Genomic DNA, 15,652 nt, shown 5'->3' with positions numbered 1-15,652 from the left:
CTCATGTCTGAAAGCAGCATTGAGCTGAACTATCAGCTTATCCGTAACCTAACCTCTCCAGAAGAGAAGGCAAACGGAATCCAAACGTATTTCGCAAACATTCCTATTTTGGAACTGCGAAAAATGAACACTCGTGATAACTTGCGAGACTATATTCCAGGCGCAGATCCGTTCAAGCCCGCAAAGAGAAACTCCGTCCACAAAGCCATTGAGGCTACAATACACAATGAGCCTGATCGATTTATCAATCGAAACGGAGGCTTGACGATTACCTGCAGCACAATCGAAATAGATGACAAACAGAAGGTCGCGATACTATCGGAAGACTCAGTTATCAACGGCGCGCAGACTAGGGGTGAAATTCTTCGATATCTCGAGTCATTCGAGCAGGAAACCGAGATCGATTATCAAGAAATTCCCGACAACTTTCACGTTAGGGCTGAGATCATCGCGGATCCAGAACATTCATCGGTTGTTGAAACAGCAATAGCTCGAAACAGCGCCTCTCCTGTAAAATCAATCTCACAAGCAGGCGGTCGCGGTCAGCTGAATGAGCTCGGGGAAGTCGTGTTCAAGGCTACTGGAAAGCTGATAAAAAAATCAGAAACCGACCTTGATGGAACACTCGATACATTTCACATTCTTCAGGCGACAAGACTTCTTATGCCCTTCGAAGTCTCACAGAACGATACGCCATCGGAACTATTGCGCCCTTACAAGCAACGTGCACTCTGCTTAGAAGACTTTACCAAGTGGTACGAGAGAAAAGGAACGGACGAAGGGGATCGACGTCGCTATCAATTTACTTTGGACATCGCCGCGACTGCTCTGCAAGAGTTTGAATATTGGCAAGCCGGCTCGATGTTTAACGGGAAGAGCATACGCGCTGAAACAGGAGGCATAAAGAAAAGGACATTCAAGCGAGATAAGAAGGGTGGAAAGATTGTATGGGTTTCTCCTGGAATGGTCTTCCCAATCCTTAGCGCTATGAGGCATTTTGTAGTAATGAAGAATGGGAAGTGGATCTTGGAAAAGCCTGAGTTGTTTGAGGAAGCGGAACTAGTAGACGCGGCGATCGAGCAATGGCGCGCAGCAGACACTAACTTGGTACTTCTTGGCAGAAGTGCGGCGGCCTATTCAGCGCTGAGCTTTATTACCCGAACGGCCAAGCGAGCATCCGACCGTATGAACTGACAAACATCCTAGGGTGCGCAAGGATGCGCACCCTAGGACAAAACCCCGACCCACATCTTTCCCGTGGGATGCGAGAGGGTTCCGCCCCGGAACCCCTCCCCACTCCGGCGTTCCCTCCTCCGTCCTGACCACCAGAGCCTCCCCTGACGCGTATCCTCGCCTCAGCGAACGGCATCCCGATCCCGATCATCATCCTCCTCTCCCTGCTCGACGTCTTCTGACCGGACGCCGGGGTGCGCCGGCCCGGCGAGCCTCCGCCGCCTCCCGGCACGCGGACAAATTTCCCTTGCAAAACCCGCCCCCATCCCCCATATCGATCCTGCTACGTTATTCTTTATCGACCACTGTCTTCCTCACGGCTGTCAGTCTTTCGATCCAGACCGACCAAGCCAGGCTGCCGCACCCTGCGGGCAGCGCACTTTGAAGGAGACTTTCACATGGCCAAGGGCACAGTGAAGTGGTTCAACACCCAAAAAGGCTTCGGCTTCATCGCACCGGAAACCGGTGGCAAGGACGTTTTCGTCCACATCTCGTCGCTTGAGCGGTCGGGCATGACCAGCCTCGCCGACAACCAGAAGGTGACCTACGATGTGGAATCCGGCCGTGACGGCCGTGAGTCCGCGGTGAACCTGCAGCTCGCCTGAGCCTCGCTCGGCAGTTCTGATTAGGGGGCGCGCGGGTTCATCGCGCGCCCTTTTTCTTTCCGGGGCCCGGGTCCGGGCCGACGGGTGCCATACGTTTTGCCGACACGTTGCAGACGCGATGCCGACGGGCATTTTCGCGTCCGTCTTGATTTTTGCCGTCGGTTGCTCTAGATCATCCGCGCTAACTTCTGCTCGACCCACTGTCTCCCTAACCGGCCTCAGTCTCGATCCCAGACGCTCTGGCCAGGCCGCTGCATACCGCGAGCGGCGACACTCAGGAGACCACGGAATGGCCACCGGCACCGTGAAATGGTTCAATACCACCAAGGGCTTCGGCTTCATTGCCCCCGATTCGGGCGGCAAGGACATCTTCGTCCACATCTCTGCCGTCGAGCGTTCGGGCCTCACCGGCCTCGCCGACAACCAGAAGGTCGAGTACGAGCTTCAGTCCGGCCGTGACGGCCGCGAAAGCGCGGGCAACCTCAAGCTTCGCTGAGACGCCTCCGGGCGGGTGGTCCCACCCGCCCTTTTCCTCTGGCAGACGGCCCCGATCCGCCTAGGTTCGGGACATGCACCTGCCGCGCTTCCTGCACCGCATCGACATTTCCACCCTTGTCCTGCTGATCCTCACGACCGGCGCGCTCTGGGCCTTTGCCGCTCTGGCCGCCGAGATGGTCGAGGGCGATCTTTCCGCCTTCGACGAAACGCTCCTCCTCTCTCTCCGCACCGTAGGCAACCCCGACGATCCCCTTGGCCCGCAATGGGTCGAAGAGATGATGCGCGACATCACCGCGCTTGGCGGCGCCACGGTTCTCACGCTTGTCACGGCCTGCGTCGTCACGGCGTTCCTGCTGCGCCGCCGGTGGCGCGACGCGATCTTCCTGCTGGTCGCCGTCATAGGCGGACGCATCCTGGGCGTGGTGGCGAAGTCGGGCTTCTCGCGCCCTCGTCCCGATCTCGTGCCGCATGGGATGGAGGTCTATTCCCATGCGTTCCCCTCAGGGCACTCGATGATGGCGGCCACGACCTACCTCACGCTCGCCGTCATGCTGTCTCGCGCCGAGGCCAGCGTCCGGATGAAGCTCTTCTATTTTGCGCTCGCCGTGATCCTGACCGTCGCGGTCGGCATCTCGCGGGTATACCTCGGCGTCCATTGGCCCTCGGACGTGCTGGGCGGATGGGCGGCGGGTGCCTTCTGGGCCCTCCTTTGCGCCCTGGCCGCAGGCTGGCTCGACCGGCACGGGACGATCGAGCACGAAGCAGGGACACCCGAGGTCAAAGGCGGATGACGTACTCCTTTCGCGTGGTCTCGATCACCTCCCACGTTCCCTCGAAGCCCGGGCGCAGAATGAAACCGTCGCCCGGCCCCACGTCGACAGAGATGCCGTCCGTGGAGGTGATGACCGACCGGCCCTCGAGGATCCGGCAGTATTCCCACTCGTCATAGAGGATCCGCCACTTCCCCGGCGTCGCCTCCCAAACCCCGGCATAAAGCCCGTCACGCTTCTCGAGGTTCCAGGTTCGGAACTTTGGATCGCCCGACAGGACCCGGTCAGGCGCGGGTGCGCCCTCCTCCGGGACGATCCCCTCGAGGCTCATGGTCAGAAGATGGGTCATTGCGACTCCGACGACTGGGCGCGGCAAAAGTAGGAGTCGACGCCACTGTCGTCGAGGAGCAACTGCATCCGGTCCCTTTTTGGCAAGGGGGAACCGATTGCATCGGCGGACGTTGGCCGCCCGGAGCAACTTTGGGGAAACCCCATGCTATACACCATCCTGATCGTGCTACTGATCCTACTGCTGATCGGTGCACTACCGCGTTGGGGACATTCGGCAAATTGGGGCTACGGCCCGTCCGGCGGTCTCGGCCTCATCCTTCTCATCATCATCATCCTTCTGCTCATGGGAGCCATCTGATGCGACGCACCGTAGCCCTAACCCTGATGGGCCCGTTGGCGCTTGCCGCCTGCGGCGCCGAAATGAACGCAGCCACTCAGTCGCAGATGCGCTCGGCCTGCCTCGAGCGCTTCGCTGCCAGCATCAGTGCGCCACTCGCCGGTGTTGAAGTGAATGCGATGGGTCGTGTGTCGAACAAGGACACCACCGGCATCTACGTCGGAGCCGCGGCAGGCACTGAACGCGCCTATTGCGAGGTCGACCGGTCGGGCCAGATCGTCCGCTTCGAAGCCGTCTACTGACCCATCCACGACACTATGGCGGACGCCTGCACGGCGCCCGCCAGACGTGCCTCCTCGCGCCCGTTCCTGAACCGGATCAATAGCGGGATGCCACGGATGCCGAACCGCGCGCTCGCCTGAGAGTGTGCCTCGGTGTCCAGCTTCGCAAAGCGCGCGCGACCTGACATCTCCTTCGCGGCTTTTGAGAATTCAGGGGCCATCATGCGGCAGGGCCCGCACCATCCCGCCCAGAAATCAACCACCAGCGGCACCTCGTCCATGGTGCGCGCCTTTTCCAGGACATCGAACCCGATCTCGACCGGCGACGAAGGCATCAATCCCGCGCCGCAGGTTCCGCATTTCGGCGCATCGCCTAGCTTTTCCGCGGGCACTCGATTTCCCTGACCGCAGGTCAGACACGCCAGCTTCACGTTCATTTCGCTCTCCCTCCAAGGCACGCCCGGTTCAGTTGGGATGACGATGTCAATCATTCAATATCCCGAATGTAACATCGACCTTGATCCGTGATCCGGAAGCGGCATTGATGCCGCCCATGTTGCCTGTCCGCGTCGCTCCTTACGTGATCTCTGTCCTGATCGTGATCGTCGCCGCTCATTGGGGTGTTTCGCGGGCCTATGGAGCGCACCCGTTCTGGTCCACGTCGATTGCATGGATCGGTGCCCCGACGGGGGTCGTCTTCGCGCTTCTGATCCGACGCAGGAGCTGGCCGGTGCGGCTGTGTATCGTGTCCAGTCTTCTTGCCCTGTCCGCAGCAACCGCACACCAGGGCCGCCTCGCATTTGCGGCCTCCTTCGCCGAGAACCGCCTCGCCGGTCAGGCGTGGTACCTCGGCTGGATCGGGGTCGCGGTCGCCTCCTCGGCGCTGATCGCCGTGATCCTGACGCCACTGCGTCGGTGACCACTTTCGCCTCGGGTTTCGCCGTCAGCCTCTCGCTGATCATGGCCATCGGCGCACAGAACGCCTTCGTGCTTCGACAGGGCGTGACGAGGCGACACGTAGAACTGGTCGTCCTGATCTGCATCCTGTCGGAAGCGATCCTGATCGCGTCCGGCGTCGCCGGCTTCGGCGCGCTGATGGAAGCGACGCCCTGGATCGAGCCTCTGGCGAAATGGGGCGGTGCCGCCTTCCTGATCGTCTACGGCGCCCTCAGCGCACGCCGTGCTCTGACCGAAACCCAATCCCTCGTGGCAGGCGAAGGACCGCAGCAGACGGCACGTTCCGCGGTGCTGACGTGCCTTGCGCTGACCTGGCTCAACCCGCACGTCTACCTCGACACGGTCGTTCTCCTCGGTGCCATCGCGGCGCAGTACGGCGACGACCGCTGGGCCTTCGGCGCGGGCGCTCTTGCGGCGTCCACGGTCTTCTTCGTCGCCCTCGGCTACGGCGCGACGCTGCTGGCGCCCGTCTTTGCACGGCCCGCGGCCTGGCGTGTGCTCGACATGGGCGTCGCCGTCGTGATGTGGAGCATCGCCCTCGCCCTCGTCGCGGGTTGAGCCTCCGCATCCGACGTCGCATAGAGATGCCAATGCCCGACGCGCCCTTCGCCCCGCCTCCCGTGATCCGCGTTCCCGTCGACCGGCCGCTAGCCGGGATCGGCTGGATGGTCCTGACCGGATTGCTCTTCGTGGGAGTGACGGCGGGCGTGAAACACGGCGCGAAAGACTTGCCTGCCCCCGAAAGCGCATTCCTGCGCTATGTCTTCGGCCTCGTCTGGCTGTTGCCGGCCTGGCGCGAAATCAGGGGCGCACCCCTCACGCGGCAGCAATTGCGCATCCTCGGCATTCGGGGCTTCGCCCATTCCTTCGCGGTGATGCTGTGGTTCTTCGCCATGACCCGCATCACCATCGCCGAGGTGACGGCGATGAATTACATGACGCCGGTGTACGTCACCCTCGCCGCTGCATTCGTCCTCGGCGAGAAGCTGGCGGCCCGCAGGATCTTGGCCATCCTCCTGGCGTTTCTCGGCGCGCTTCTGATCCTGCGTCCGGGTCTGAGAGCGTTGGACGACGGTCATTACGCAATGATATTCGCCGCAATGCTCTTCGCGTTCAGCTACCTGATCGCAAAGCGGTTCTCGGGTGAATTGCCTGCGACCAGCATCGTCGCCATGTTGTCCATCGTCGTCACGGTCTGCCTCGCTCCCTTCGCTTTCGCCGTCTGGCGCACGCCGACACTGTCCGAGGCCGCATGGATCATGGGCGTCGCCTGTCTCGCGACCGCCGGACACTATTCCATGACCCGCGCCTTCGCCGCCGCGCCCGTTTCGGTGACACAGCCCGTGACCTTCCTCCAACTCATCTGGTCGGTCCTTCTGGGCGTCTTCGTCTTCAGCGAGGAGGCCGACGCCTGGGTCATCCTCGGCGGGACCGTCATCATCGCGGCCACGACCTTCATCGCCATCCGCGAGGCCATGCTGTCGCGCGCCATCGCCAACGGAAAGGATCTCAAATGATCGACCTCTACACCTGGACCACCCCGAACGGCCGCAAGGTCTCGATCGCACTCGAAGAGCTCGGCCTGCCCTACGAGGCCCACGCCGTGAACATCGGGCAGGACGAACAGTTCGCTCCCGACTTCCTGAAGATTTCGCCAAACAACAAGATTCCCGCCATCCTCGAGCGCGAGACAGGCTTTCACCTGATGGAGTCGGGCGCGATCCTGCTGTGGCTGGCCGAACGCGAAGGCAAGCTGATGCCGAAAGGCGACGGAAAGTGGGAGGTCATCGAATGGCTGATGTGGCAGATGGGCGGCGTCGGTCCGATGCTGGGGCAGGTCCACCACTTCGTGAAGTACAACGCTGGAAAGGCCCAGTATGCCGAGGAACGCTTCTCGAAAGAGGCGCGTCGGCTCTACGGCGTCCTCGACAAGCGGCTTCAGGGTCGCGACTTCATCGCGGGCGACTATTCCATAGCAGACATAGCCACTTGGCCGTGGATCAGCCGGTTCGAGTGGCAGGAGATAGACCTCAACGACTTCCCGCGCGTACGGGACTGGTATCTCCGGATCGCCGAACGGCCCGCAGTCCAGCGGGGCTACGACCAGCCGAAGAAAGTGGCCGACATCCCCCTGCCTTGATCGCAATCGGGGGTGGCGCGGGGCGAATGTCAGGGAAACTCAGCCTTTTCGCCCCGATTTCGCCCCTTTCGACAACGAAACTCCCGCCGATCCAGCAGGAGTTTCGTTCGATGAGCAGCCCCCAGACCGCGTCGCCCGACGGCAAGTTCCAGAACCGCATCGAACGCCTGGCCGAAAAGCACGCGCCCGCCGCGGCCGCGAGGGCGCAGGTCCAGGTCATCCCGCACTGGTCGGAAAACTTCATGTATCCGCTGTCGCTCATCGGTGCGGCGCTCGTCGGCATGCTCGCCGTCGTCCTGTCGCGCTACGTGCGCTTCCAACTTCTTGGCGGTTCGCTGGCCGGCGACGACGCGGACATCGCGATGCTGATGGACGGCGCTCTCGCCGCGGGTTGTTCCTTCATGCTCTTCACGGTGCTCCGCTACGGGGGCGCGGTTCACAAGGCGGCGCAGGCCTTTGGCATCGCCGCGATGATCCTTGTGATGCACAATTTCGTCCACTGGATGCCGAGGGCTTTCGACCTGACCTTCTCGCCCAAGTGGACGTCCGAGGTCATCGCGATGACCGAGCCCAACTCGCTCCTGTTCCGCGGCGTCTCCTTCGCGCTGGCGCCGGAAAACGTCGCCGAAGAAGACGCCGAGCCGGCAAAGCCGGTCGTGCGGCGGTTCGGAAAGCTCTAGACGCCGAGCCGCGACAGAACTTCCGCCGTAAGGGCGTCCATCTCGGCGGTCCAGGCACCTTTCGGGCGCTCCAGCACGCCTTTCCCGATGCCAAGCGTCTCGGGATAGGCGACGCGGTGACCGATCATGGTGTCCGCCCGGGTGACGCCCAGGTCGGTCAGCGCCGCGTCTACCGCGTCGGCGACCTTCGTACCGGCCTTGGCGCGGTTCAGAACCACCATGACCTCCGCCTTCTCGCGCGTCGCAAGGTCCAGGACGCCCTCGGTCGCCCAGACATCGACCTGGCTGGCCGAGACGGGAACGATGACAAGATCGCTTTCCCGGATGGCGGGCTTCAGATCGCTGTCGATCTTCGGCGGCGTATCCACGATTACGAAATCGACCTCGCCCCTCAGCTTGTCGCACTCGTAGCTGACACCCCAGGCGCTCGCAGTCGAGAAGGACAGACCCGGATCGCCCCCCTCACGCCGTGCGAGAAACCAGCGGCCGAGTGAGCCTTGCGGGTCGGTATCCAGAAGTGCCACCTTGTGCCCCATGCGCGATAGCGACACGGCGAGGTTCGCGGCGAGGGTGGTCTTGCCCGCACCGCCCTTCTGCTGAGCGACGGTAATGATCTTTCCAGCCACGACAGACCCCTTCTTGCTGCATTGCAGCATAGCCCATGCCGCGACGCCACACAACTGCGGGCGCATAGGCGCCCTCCGGCCGTTCATTCAAGGCGCGACGGCAGCCACGACCTCGACTTCCACCAGGAATTCGACCCTGGTGAATCCAGAAACGATGACGAGCGTGGAGGCCGGCAGACGCTCGATATCTTTCAACCACGCGTCGCGGGCGGTCATGTAGCCCGGCATGTGAGCGCGATCCGTGACATAGGCGTTGATGCGCACGACGTCCGCACGCGTCGCTCCGCCTGCGGCAAGGATGCGGTCGACGTTGCCGAAGCAGATCGCCGCCTGAGCCGCCGCTCCCTCCGGCACCGATCCGTCCTCTGCCAGACCCAGCTGGCCGGATGTGTAGACGAAGCGCAGTCCGGCGGGCACTGCGACGCCCTGCGCATAGCGTGCGAACGGCGGGGCGATTCCCTCGGGTGTCAGGGCTGCGATCCGATTTTCGGTCATGCGGGGCAGGCTGACGGATCACCCGTGCCGATGCAACCGGCCTCGCGCTCGCCTCCTCCCTGTGCGAATCGCGATGGAGTGACTATCAAATGAGCAGTCGCCCGCGCCGGCCATGTGCTGCATGTCGGGCTGAATGGAACGTCGATCCGGCGAGAGATAAGCCGGGACCGCAAAAACACCTGTCCGGGGGATCACCAATGTTCTGCAAGATCACTGTTTCGGCCTGCGCGCTTGTCGTGTCGGCCGGCGCCGCACTGGCCGAGAGCCATGTGATGGAAGTCAACTTCGGCACCAACTGGGTCGCTCAGGCCGAGCACGGCGGCTATTACCAGGCCGTCGCGGATGGCACCTACGAGGCCTGCGGCCTCAAGGTCACCATCGTGCCCGGCGGTCCGCAGGTGAACAACCGTGCTCTGATGCTGGCCGGCAAGATCGACTTTTCCATGGGCGGCAACCTTCTTCAGGCCTTTTCGGCGGTGAAGGAGGGCATTCCGCTCAAGGTCGTGGCGGCGCACTTCCAGAAAGAGCCGCAGGTCCTCCTGACCCATCCGGGTAAGGTCACGGACTTCGAGGGTCTCAAGGACCTCGAAACGATGATCATCGGCGACAACGGCTTCCAGAGCTTCTACCAGTGGATGATGGCCGACTACGGTTTCGACGCCGGAAAGCGCGTGCCCTACACTTTCAACCCCGCCCCCTTCATCGCGGACGAGAACTCGGCGCAACAGGGCTACATCACCTCCGAGCCCTTCGCGATCGAGAAGGAAGGCGGCTTCGCGCCAGACATCTGGCTACTGTCCGACGCGGGCTTCAACACCTACGCCACCACGGTCGAGACGATGCAGGAGACGATCGACACCAAGCCCGATGCGGTAAAGTGCTTCGTCGAAGGATCCGCCATCGGCTGGACGAATTATCTCTACGGCGACCCCTCGGCGGCGAACGCGCTGATCCAGGAAGCCAACCCCGAGATGTCGGACGAGCAGATCGCCTTCTCGATCGAGAAGATGAAGGAATACGGCATCGTCCTGTCCGGCGATGCCGAGACGGCGGGCATCGGCGCGATGACGGCCGAGACGATCCAGAGCTTCTATGACAAGATGGTCGATGCGGGCGTTCTTGAGGCCGGGATCGACGTGTCGCAGTCCTACACGCTCGACTTCGCCAACACCGGTGCCTCCCTCGAACTTCAGAAACAACTCGCCAGCAAGTGAGAACGGCCACTCATACGGTCCCGTCCGCCACTGCGGACGGGACGTCGCGCACGCTTCTGGCGATGCAGAACGTCGACAAGATATTCGGCGCCGACGTCGTGGCGCTGCGCAACATGACGCTGGACGTGCAGGAGGGCGACTTCCTGTCCCTCCTCGGCCCGTCAGGCTGTGGTAAGTCCACCGCGCTCCGCCTGATCGCCGGTCTCAGCCAGCCCACGCGCGGCGCGATCCGGTGGGGAACGCCGATGGCCGATGGCGACCTCTCGGTCGTGTTCCAGGAGCCGACGCTGATGCCTTGGGCCACGGTCATCGATAACGTCCTTCTTCCCTTCCGCATCGCCGGATCCTTGACGGACGAAGCGCGGGACCGCGCGCGGGACATGCTGGCCCGTGTCGGACTGGCGGCTTTCGAAGGCGCCTATCCGCGCGAGCTTTCGGGCGGAATGAAGATGCGCGTCTCGATCGCGCGCGCCCTCGTCACGCGCCCGAAGCTGATGCTGATGGACGAGCCCTTCGCGGCGCTCGACGAGATCACGCGTTTCAAGCTGAACGACGACCTGCTGCAGTTGAAGGACTCGATGGACTGCACCGTGGTATTCGTCACCCACTCGGTATTCGAAAGCGTCTTCTTGTCGAACCGCATCGTCATCATGGCCGCCCGACCCGGACGAGTGATCCGCGAGCTGGCCGTCGAGGCCCCCTATCCGCGCACCGAGGCGTTCCGCACCTCGGCCGAATACGCCGCGCAGTGCCGGGCTGCGTCCGACGCGCTGCACGAAGCCATGGGAGGCGACGTTGGTGTCCATTGATCCCGCCGTTCCGATGGCCGATTCCGCGCCCGTCCTCGACCGTGAGGAAGCGCAGCGCCTGCGCGCCGAACGCCTCTCGCGCACCGGAAGATGGGCGCTCCCCATCCTCGTCTTCGTCCTCGTCATCGCGGGATGGCACTGGCTTGTGACGGCCAAGGAGATTCCGCACTACATCCTGCCCGGACCTGGCCTCGTCGCTTCCACCCTGTGGCAGGACTTCGGCATTCTTGCAGGAAGCTGGCTCGTGACCCTGACTGTCACCGGCCTCGCACTTCTCCTCGCCGTCGTCTTCGGCGGCGGCCTCGCGATCCTCTTCACCCAGTCGAAGTGGATCGAGATGAGCTTCTTTCCCTATGCGGTGGTGCTTCAGGTGACGCCGATCGTCGCCATTGCGCCGCTCATCTTCATCTACGTTGATTCTAAGATCGCGGGCCTTCTCATCTGCGCCTGGATCGTCGCCTTCTTTCCGATCCTGTCGAACACGACGCTGGGACTGAACTCTGCCGACCATAACCTGCGCGACCTCTTCAGCGTCTACGGCGCCTCTCGCTGGCAAAGACTGCGCTACCTCCAGCTTCCTGCCGCCCTGCCCTATTTCCTCGGGGGCCTGCGCATCGCGGGCGGCCTCAGCCTGATCGGGGCGGTTGTGGCCGAGTTCGTCGCGGGCTCCGGCGGCATCGGGTCGGGCCTTGCCTTCCGCATCCTCGAGTCGAGTTACCGGCTGAACACGCCCCGCATGTTCGCGGCGCTCACACTGATCGTCGTGACAGGCGTGGCGATCTACCTCGTCTTGTCCTGGGTGACCTGGATGCTTCTGAGGAAGTGGCACGAAAGTGCCCTCAAGCGCGACGCATGAGGAGCTGGCGAACCGACGGCCCCGTGCGGCTGCGCAATGTCTCCGTGCCCGGAAGCCTGATCGGCCTATCGGACGAGCTTGCGACGACTGACATCACGATCCATCAGGGCCGCATCGCGGACCGGGGCGGCGTCGATATCGAGATGGACCGGGCGATGATCCTGCCCTGCTTCGTCGACATGCACACCCATCTGGACAAAGGCCACATCTGGCCCCGTGCCGGCAATCCGGACGGCACCTTCCCGGGTGCTCTCTCCACTGTCGCCGCCGACCGTCAGGCCAACTGGAGCCCCGAGGACGTGGCAGCCCGGATGGAGTTCTCCCTGAAATGCGCCTGGGCCCACGGCACACGGGCGATCCGGACCCACATCGACAGCCTGGCGCCCCAGGATGAAATCTCCTGGCCCGTCTTCGTCGAGATGCGTTCCAAGTGGGCTGACCGGATCGTGCTCCAGGGGTCGAGCCTGATCGGCTGCGATTCCCTGGACGACATCGGTCGCGACTACGCGGACACCGCAGACATCGTCGCCGCGGCGGGCGGTGTTCTGGGCATGGTAACCTACGATGTGCCGGATCTTCGGGACCGCCTGATCGACTTCTTCACCTTGGCGGGCGAGCGCGACCTCGAAGTCGACTTTCACGTCGACGAAACCCTCGATGCGTCGTCCGAGACCTTGCGCACCATCGCGGATCTCGTTCTCGAGATCGGTTGGACGCGAGCGGTGACCGTTGGCCACTGCTGTTCCCTGTCGGCTCAGGACGAGGCGCGTGCGCTCGACACGCTCGACGTCGTCGCGAAGGCCGGGTTGAACGTCGTCAGCCTGCCGATGTGCAACCTCTACCTGCAGGACCGGCAGGCGGATCGCACGCCTCGGAGGCGCGGCGTCACCCTCGTCCACGAGATGTTCGCTCGCGGCATCAACGTCAGCTTCGCCTCGGACAACACCCGCGACCCGTTCTATGCTTACGGCGACCTCGACATGCTCGAGGTGATGCGGCAGGCCACACGGATCGCGCATCTTGACCACAGCGAGATGAACTGGCCCGACGCCTTCCTTCGCAACCCGGCTGAAGCCTGCGGTTTCGCGCCGCCCTCGCTGGCCGAAGGCGCGACGGCGGACTTCATCATCTTCCGCGCCCGCAACTGGACCGAGCTTTTCGCCAGGCCTCAATCCGACCGCATTATTGTGCGCCGCGGTGTTCCGATCGACACCACCCTGCCGGACTATGCCGAGCTCGATCACCTGATGGACCCAGACCAATGAAGCCGAACGTCGCCGCCGCCAAGGCTGCTCTGCCCCACCTCGACCTCGACACGTCCGAGGCGGCTATCCGAGCGAAAAGCCGCGACTTCTTCTGGTATTCCCCTGTCCTGAAGGCTCGCCTCGACCACGTCATGGCCGACTTCGTCGTCTCGCCCCGCTCCGAGGCCGAGGTGATAGAGGTTCTGAGGACGTGCTACGCCCACGATGTCCCCGTGACCACGCGCGGCGCCGGCACCGGCAACTATGGCCAAGCCATGCCGCTGGCCGGCGGCTGCGTCATGCACCTGCGCCACATGACGGGGGTGAAGGAGATCGGCCCTGGCCGCGTCATCTGCGAACCCGGAATCCTGCTGAAGGACCTCGACACCGCGACGAAGGCGCATTCGGGCCAGGAACTGCGCATGTTTTCATCGACCTGGGCCACGGCCACTATCGGCGGCTTCATCGCGGGCGGCTCTGGCGGGGTCGGCTCCTGCACCTGGGGATCCTTGCGCGACCTCGGCAACATCATCCGCCTCCGTGTCGTGACCATGGAGGCCGAGCCGCGCGTCCTCGATTTCCGGGGCGAGGAACTGCCCCGCGTCAGCCACGCCTACGGCACCAACGGAATCATCACCGAGATCGAGATGCCCCTCGCGCCCGCCTACGACTGGGTCGAGATGTTCGTCGCCTGCGACGACTTCATGGACGCCGTCCGCTTCGCCGAAGACCTCGCCAATCAGGACGGCATCCTGATGAAGCTCGGCACCGTCTTCGAAGCCCCCATCGCCAAGGATTACTTCCAGCGCGTCGCTCCTCATGTCGAACCCGATACCAACCTCGTCGGCCTGATGATCGCGCCGCATTCGATGGAGGGATTTCTCACCTTCCTCGGGCGACGTTCAGAAGCGCGTCTCATCTACCGCAACGACGAAGACGACTGGCCCCGGAGCCCCGGCCCCGTCTTCGAATACGGCTGGAACCACACCACGCTGCGTGCGCTGAAGGTCGATCCCTCGATCACCTACCTCCAGGTCCGCTACGGCTTTCCGGAGCACAAGGCTCTGATCGAAAAGATGCAGACCGCGCTCAGCCCCGAGGTCCTGCAACACCTCGAAGTCCTTCGCGAAGGCGGCCGCGTCATCTTCGCGGGGCTTTCACTCGTGAAGTTCACGACGGAGGAGCGCCTCGACGAGATCGTGCGGATGCACGAGGACGCCGGAGCCATGATCTTCAACCCGCACCGCTATACGCTCGAGGAGGGCGGTCGCCAGACCGTCGACGATCGCCAGCTGCGCTTCAAGCGCGAGGCCGATCCGAAGGGCCTGCTCAACCCGGGCAAGATGATCGCATGGGATGATCCCGACTGGTCCTACGACCGGATGTACGCCTATCCGAAACTTCAGGCGGCGGAATGACGGATCGGCTGAGGGCCCTCGTCGTCTACGCCCACCCCTGCGAGGAAAGCTTCGGCGGCGCGCTGCACCGCACGGTCGTCGAAAGCCTTGGAGCCCGAGGCTGGGACGTGGACGACTGCGATCTCTACGCCGAAGGCTTCTCGCCCGTTCTGACGGCCGAGGAGCGCCGCGGGTACCACGACGTGCCTCAGAACATTGAACCCGTGCGCAACTATGTCGACCGCCTCCGCGCGGCCGAGGCTCTTGTCTTCTCGTTCCCGGTCTGGAACTTCGGTTACCCGGCCATCCTGAAAGGCTTTTTCGACCGCGTGTTTCTGCCCGGCGTCTCGTTCCGGCTGGAGGACGGACGCGTCCTGCCGAACCTCACACATGTAAAGAAGCTCGCGGCCGTCACGACCTATGGCGGGACCCGGATGCGCGCCTTCCTGGCCGGGGATCCGCCGCGCAGGCACTTCACGCGCTCCGTCTGGCACGTCACGCGGCCCGAGCGGATGAAATACGTCGCCCTCTACGACATGAACCGCAACACGCCCGCTGCCCTTTCGGCGCATCTGGACCGTGTCCGGCGCGAGATGGAGACGCTGTGAGACGCGTTCTCCTCGTCTACTGCCATCCGCGCGAGAACAGCTTCACCGCCGCGGTCCGTGACGAGGTGCTGGCGGTGCTGGACCGTCATGGCGCCGAAGTCAGGGTGTCCGACCTCTATGCCATCGGCTTTTCTCCAGCGCTTTCGACGGAAGAGCATGGCGCCTATCTCTCCGGCGACACCTCGGCCGTCGCCGCAGAGGTCGAGGCGATCAAGTGGTGCGATACGCTGATCTTCGTCTATCCGACATGGTGGTATGGTCTTCCGGCCGTTCTGAAAGGCTGGCTCGACCGCGTCCTTCTTCCGGGCGTCGCTTTCCTCATGCCACAGGCCGAGGGAGAGACGATCCGCCCGAACCTTACCCACATCCAGCGGCTTGGCGTCTTCACGACCTGCGGGGCGTCGCGGTGGCTGACCCTTCTGGTCGGCTCGCCCGGCAAGCGCACGCTGACGCGCGGCATCGGCTTTCTCTGCGCACGCCGCCGCCGCATCGCCTTTGCGGCGCATTACCTGATGGACAGTTCAACCGATGACAGCCGTGCCGCGCACCTTGACCGCGTCAGGCGCAAGCTCGAGCATCTTCTCAGATGACCGCCCCACCCAAGGAGATCT

At 63.3% G+C, this 15,652-nt stretch carries 22 protein-coding genes; 18 read left to right on the top strand and 4 right to left on the bottom strand.

Annotation, left to right across the window (positions count from 1 at the left end; genetic code table 11):
• The first annotated feature begins 3 nt into the window (after positions 1 to 3).
• The 4 genes from C8D95_RS12345 (at position 4) to C8D95_RS12330 (ending at position 3,127) form a co-directional block, all read left to right on the top strand.
• On the top strand, positions 4 to 1,194 hold the full coding sequence (locus C8D95_RS12345) for an AIPR family protein (RefSeq protein WP_109759497.1): 1,191 nt from the start codon (positions 4 to 6) through the stop codon (positions 1,192 to 1,194).
• A gap of 437 nt (positions 1,195 to 1,631) precedes the next feature.
• Complete coding sequence (locus C8D95_RS12340) at positions 1,632 to 1,838, top strand: cold-shock protein (RefSeq protein ID WP_109759496.1); 207 nt, start codon at positions 1,632 to 1,634, stop codon at positions 1,836 to 1,838.
• A 289-nt stretch (positions 1,839 to 2,127) separates the two neighbouring features.
• Positions 2,128 to 2,334: a cold-shock protein gene (locus tag C8D95_RS12335; protein WP_109759495.1), complete on the top strand. Its 207-nt coding sequence runs from the start codon at positions 2,128 to 2,130 to the stop codon at positions 2,332 to 2,334.
• A gap of 73 nt (positions 2,335 to 2,407) precedes the next feature.
• On the top strand, positions 2,408 to 3,127 hold the full coding sequence (locus tag C8D95_RS12330) for a phosphatase PAP2 family protein (RefSeq protein WP_109759494.1): 720 nt from the start codon (positions 2,408 to 2,410) through the stop codon (positions 3,125 to 3,127).
• Here C8D95_RS12330 and C8D95_RS12325 read toward each other — a convergent pair.
• A complete protein-coding gene (locus C8D95_RS12325) occupies positions 3,114 to 3,455 on the bottom strand; it encodes a cupin domain-containing protein (protein WP_109759493.1) in 342 nt (113 codons plus the stop codon). The two genes, C8D95_RS12330 and C8D95_RS12325, sit on opposite strands and share 14 nt — an antisense overlap.
• A 144-nt stretch (positions 3,456 to 3,599) precedes the next feature.
• On the opposite strand from C8D95_RS12325, the gene C8D95_RS12320 reads away from it, so the two are divergent.
• Entirely contained in the window at positions 3,600 to 3,755 is a 156-nt protein-coding gene (locus C8D95_RS12320; protein ID WP_109759492.1) for a DUF3309 family protein, read from the top strand.
• Positions 3,755 to 4,036, top strand: a complete 282-nt coding sequence (locus C8D95_RS12315) for a hypothetical protein (RefSeq protein WP_109759491.1) — start codon at positions 3,755 to 3,757, stop codon at positions 4,034 to 4,036. The genes C8D95_RS12320 and C8D95_RS12315 overlap by 1 nt, the downstream gene beginning before the upstream one ends.
• Here the strand turns inward: C8D95_RS12315 and trxC are convergent.
• Positions 4,030 to 4,452 carry a thioredoxin TrxC gene (gene trxC, locus C8D95_RS12310; RefSeq protein WP_109759490.1) on the bottom strand — a complete coding sequence of 141 codons (423 nt, stop codon included), beginning with the start codon at positions 4,450 to 4,452 and terminating at the stop codon, positions 4,030 to 4,032. The two genes, C8D95_RS12315 and trxC, sit on opposite strands and share 7 nt — an antisense overlap.
• A 107-nt stretch (positions 4,453 to 4,559) precedes the next feature.
• On the opposite strand from trxC, the gene C8D95_RS12305 reads away from it, so the two are divergent.
• The 5 genes from C8D95_RS12305 to C8D95_RS12285 all read left to right on the top strand — a co-directional run bounded on the left by C8D95_RS12305 (position 4,560) and on the right by C8D95_RS12285 (position 7,792).
• Positions 4,560 to 4,934 (top strand): hypothetical protein, encoded by a 375-nt coding sequence (locus tag C8D95_RS12305; RefSeq protein ID WP_109759489.1) that lies wholly within the window; start codon positions 4,560 to 4,562, stop codon positions 4,932 to 4,934.
• Positions 4,931 to 5,530: a LysE/ArgO family amino acid transporter gene (locus C8D95_RS12300; protein WP_241239727.1), complete on the top strand. Its 600-nt coding sequence runs from the start codon at positions 4,931 to 4,933 to the stop codon at positions 5,528 to 5,530. Before C8D95_RS12305 ends, C8D95_RS12300 begins: the two co-directional genes overlap by 4 nt.
• Before the next feature lie 32 nt (positions 5,531 to 5,562).
• Entirely contained in the window at positions 5,563 to 6,489 is a 927-nt protein-coding gene (locus C8D95_RS12295; protein ID WP_241239728.1) for a DMT family transporter, read from the top strand.
• Complete coding sequence (locus tag C8D95_RS12290) at positions 6,486 to 7,112, top strand: glutathione S-transferase family protein (RefSeq protein WP_109759488.1); 627 nt, start codon at positions 6,486 to 6,488, stop codon at positions 7,110 to 7,112. The genes C8D95_RS12295 and C8D95_RS12290 overlap by 4 nt, the downstream gene beginning before the upstream one ends.
• 110 nt (positions 7,113 to 7,222) lie before the next feature.
• Positions 7,223 to 7,792, top strand: coding sequence for a hypothetical protein (locus C8D95_RS12285; protein ID WP_109759487.1), 570 nt, complete (start codon positions 7,223 to 7,225; stop codon positions 7,790 to 7,792).
• On the opposite strand, the gene parA is transcribed toward C8D95_RS12285, so the two are convergent.
• Both parA and C8D95_RS12275 read right to left on the bottom strand, forming a co-directional pair.
• Positions 7,789 to 8,418: a ParA family partition ATPase gene (gene parA / locus C8D95_RS12280; protein ID WP_109759682.1), complete on the bottom strand. Its 630-nt coding sequence runs from the start codon at positions 8,416 to 8,418 to the stop codon at positions 7,789 to 7,791. The two genes, C8D95_RS12285 and parA, sit on opposite strands and share 4 nt — an antisense overlap.
• A gap of 87 nt (positions 8,419 to 8,505) precedes the next feature.
• On the bottom strand, positions 8,506 to 8,913 hold the full coding sequence (locus tag C8D95_RS12275; protein ID WP_109759486.1) for a RidA family protein: 408 nt from the start codon (positions 8,911 to 8,913) through the stop codon (positions 8,506 to 8,508).
• Between the two features lie 197 nt (positions 8,914 to 9,110).
• Between C8D95_RS12275 and C8D95_RS12270 the strand changes: the two genes are divergently transcribed.
• The 7 genes from C8D95_RS12270 to C8D95_RS12240 are packed head-to-tail and all read left to right on the top strand — an operon-like array spanning position 9,111 to position 15,631.
• Positions 9,111 to 10,127: an ABC transporter substrate-binding protein gene (locus C8D95_RS12270; RefSeq protein ID WP_109759485.1), complete on the top strand. Its 1,017-nt coding sequence runs from the start codon at positions 9,111 to 9,113 to the stop codon at positions 10,125 to 10,127.
• Positions 10,124 to 10,936, top strand: a complete 813-nt coding sequence (locus C8D95_RS12265; protein ID WP_420902642.1) for an ABC transporter ATP-binding protein — start codon at positions 10,124 to 10,126, stop codon at positions 10,934 to 10,936. The genes C8D95_RS12270 and C8D95_RS12265 overlap by 4 nt, the downstream gene beginning before the upstream one ends.
• Positions 10,926 to 11,792 (top strand): ABC transporter permease, encoded by an 867-nt coding sequence (locus C8D95_RS12260; protein WP_420902643.1) that lies wholly within the window; start codon positions 10,926 to 10,928, stop codon positions 11,790 to 11,792. The genes C8D95_RS12265 and C8D95_RS12260 overlap by 11 nt, the downstream gene beginning before the upstream one ends.
• Positions 11,789 to 13,057 (top strand): cytosine deaminase, encoded by a 1,269-nt coding sequence (locus C8D95_RS12255; RefSeq protein ID WP_109759482.1) that lies wholly within the window; start codon positions 11,789 to 11,791, stop codon positions 13,055 to 13,057. Before C8D95_RS12260 ends, C8D95_RS12255 begins: the two co-directional genes overlap by 4 nt.
• Positions 13,054 to 14,454, top strand: coding sequence for an FAD-binding oxidoreductase (locus C8D95_RS12250; RefSeq protein ID WP_109759481.1), 1,401 nt, complete (start codon positions 13,054 to 13,056; stop codon positions 14,452 to 14,454). Before C8D95_RS12255 ends, C8D95_RS12250 begins: the two co-directional genes overlap by 4 nt.
• Positions 14,451 to 15,041: an NAD(P)H-dependent oxidoreductase gene (locus C8D95_RS12245; RefSeq protein ID WP_206508363.1), complete on the top strand. Its 591-nt coding sequence runs from the start codon at positions 14,451 to 14,453 to the stop codon at positions 15,039 to 15,041. Before C8D95_RS12250 ends, C8D95_RS12245 begins: the two co-directional genes overlap by 4 nt.
• Positions 15,038 to 15,631 (top strand): NAD(P)H-dependent oxidoreductase, encoded by a 594-nt coding sequence (locus tag C8D95_RS12240; protein WP_109759480.1) that lies wholly within the window; start codon positions 15,038 to 15,040, stop codon positions 15,629 to 15,631. The genes C8D95_RS12245 and C8D95_RS12240 overlap by 4 nt, the downstream gene beginning before the upstream one ends.
• Positions 15,632 to 15,652: the final 21 nt, after the last annotated feature.

This window comes from Silicimonas algicola (assembly GCF_003148765.1).
Lineage (GTDB): Bacteria > Pseudomonadota > Alphaproteobacteria > Rhodobacterales > Rhodobacteraceae > Silicimonas > Silicimonas algicola.
Note: the sequence above shows the minus strand (reverse complement) of the source record. Positions and strands in the feature narration are given on the sequence as shown.

Bases quoted from the DNA above. Each gene is read 5' to 3' on its own strand.
- C8D95_RS12345 (WP_109759497.1), top strand. From the start codon at position 4: ATGTCTGAAAGCAGCATTGAGCTGAACTATCAGCTTATCCGTAACCTA.
- C8D95_RS12340 (WP_109759496.1), top strand. From the start codon at position 1,632: ATGGCCAAGGGCACAGTGAAGTGGTTCAACACCCAAAAAGGCTTCGGC.
- C8D95_RS12335 (WP_109759495.1), top strand. From the start codon at position 2,128: ATGGCCACCGGCACCGTGAAATGGTTCAATACCACCAAGGGCTTCGGC.
- C8D95_RS12330 (WP_109759494.1), top strand. From the start codon at position 2,408: ATGCACCTGCCGCGCTTCCTGCACCGCATCGACATTTCCACCCTTGTC.
- C8D95_RS12325 (WP_109759493.1), bottom strand. From the start codon at position 3,455: ATGACCCATCTTCTGACCATGAGCCTCGAGGGGATCGTCCCGGAGGAG.
- C8D95_RS12320 (WP_109759492.1), top strand. From the start codon at position 3,600: ATGCTATACACCATCCTGATCGTGCTACTGATCCTACTGCTGATCGGT.
- C8D95_RS12315 (WP_109759491.1), top strand. From the start codon at position 3,755: ATGCGACGCACCGTAGCCCTAACCCTGATGGGCCCGTTGGCGCTTGCC.
- trxC (WP_109759490.1), bottom strand. From the start codon at position 4,452: ATGAACGTGAAGCTGGCGTGTCTGACCTGCGGTCAGGGAAATCGAGTG.
- C8D95_RS12305 (WP_109759489.1), top strand. From the start codon at position 4,560: ATGCCGCCCATGTTGCCTGTCCGCGTCGCTCCTTACGTGATCTCTGTC.
- C8D95_RS12295 (WP_241239728.1), top strand. From the start codon at position 5,563: ATGCCCGACGCGCCCTTCGCCCCGCCTCCCGTGATCCGCGTTCCCGTC.
- C8D95_RS12290 (WP_109759488.1), top strand. From the start codon at position 6,486: ATGATCGACCTCTACACCTGGACCACCCCGAACGGCCGCAAGGTCTCG.
- C8D95_RS12285 (WP_109759487.1), top strand. From the start codon at position 7,223: ATGAGCAGCCCCCAGACCGCGTCGCCCGACGGCAAGTTCCAGAACCGC.
- C8D95_RS12275 (WP_109759486.1), bottom strand. From the start codon at position 8,913: ATGACCGAAAATCGGATCGCAGCCCTGACACCCGAGGGAATCGCCCCG.
- C8D95_RS12270 (WP_109759485.1), top strand. From the start codon at position 9,111: ATGTTCTGCAAGATCACTGTTTCGGCCTGCGCGCTTGTCGTGTCGGCC.
- C8D95_RS12255 (WP_109759482.1), top strand. From the start codon at position 11,789: ATGAGGAGCTGGCGAACCGACGGCCCCGTGCGGCTGCGCAATGTCTCC.
- C8D95_RS12250 (WP_109759481.1), top strand. From the start codon at position 13,054: ATGAAGCCGAACGTCGCCGCCGCCAAGGCTGCTCTGCCCCACCTCGAC.
- C8D95_RS12245 (WP_206508363.1), top strand. From the start codon at position 14,451: ATGACGGATCGGCTGAGGGCCCTCGTCGTCTACGCCCACCCCTGCGAG.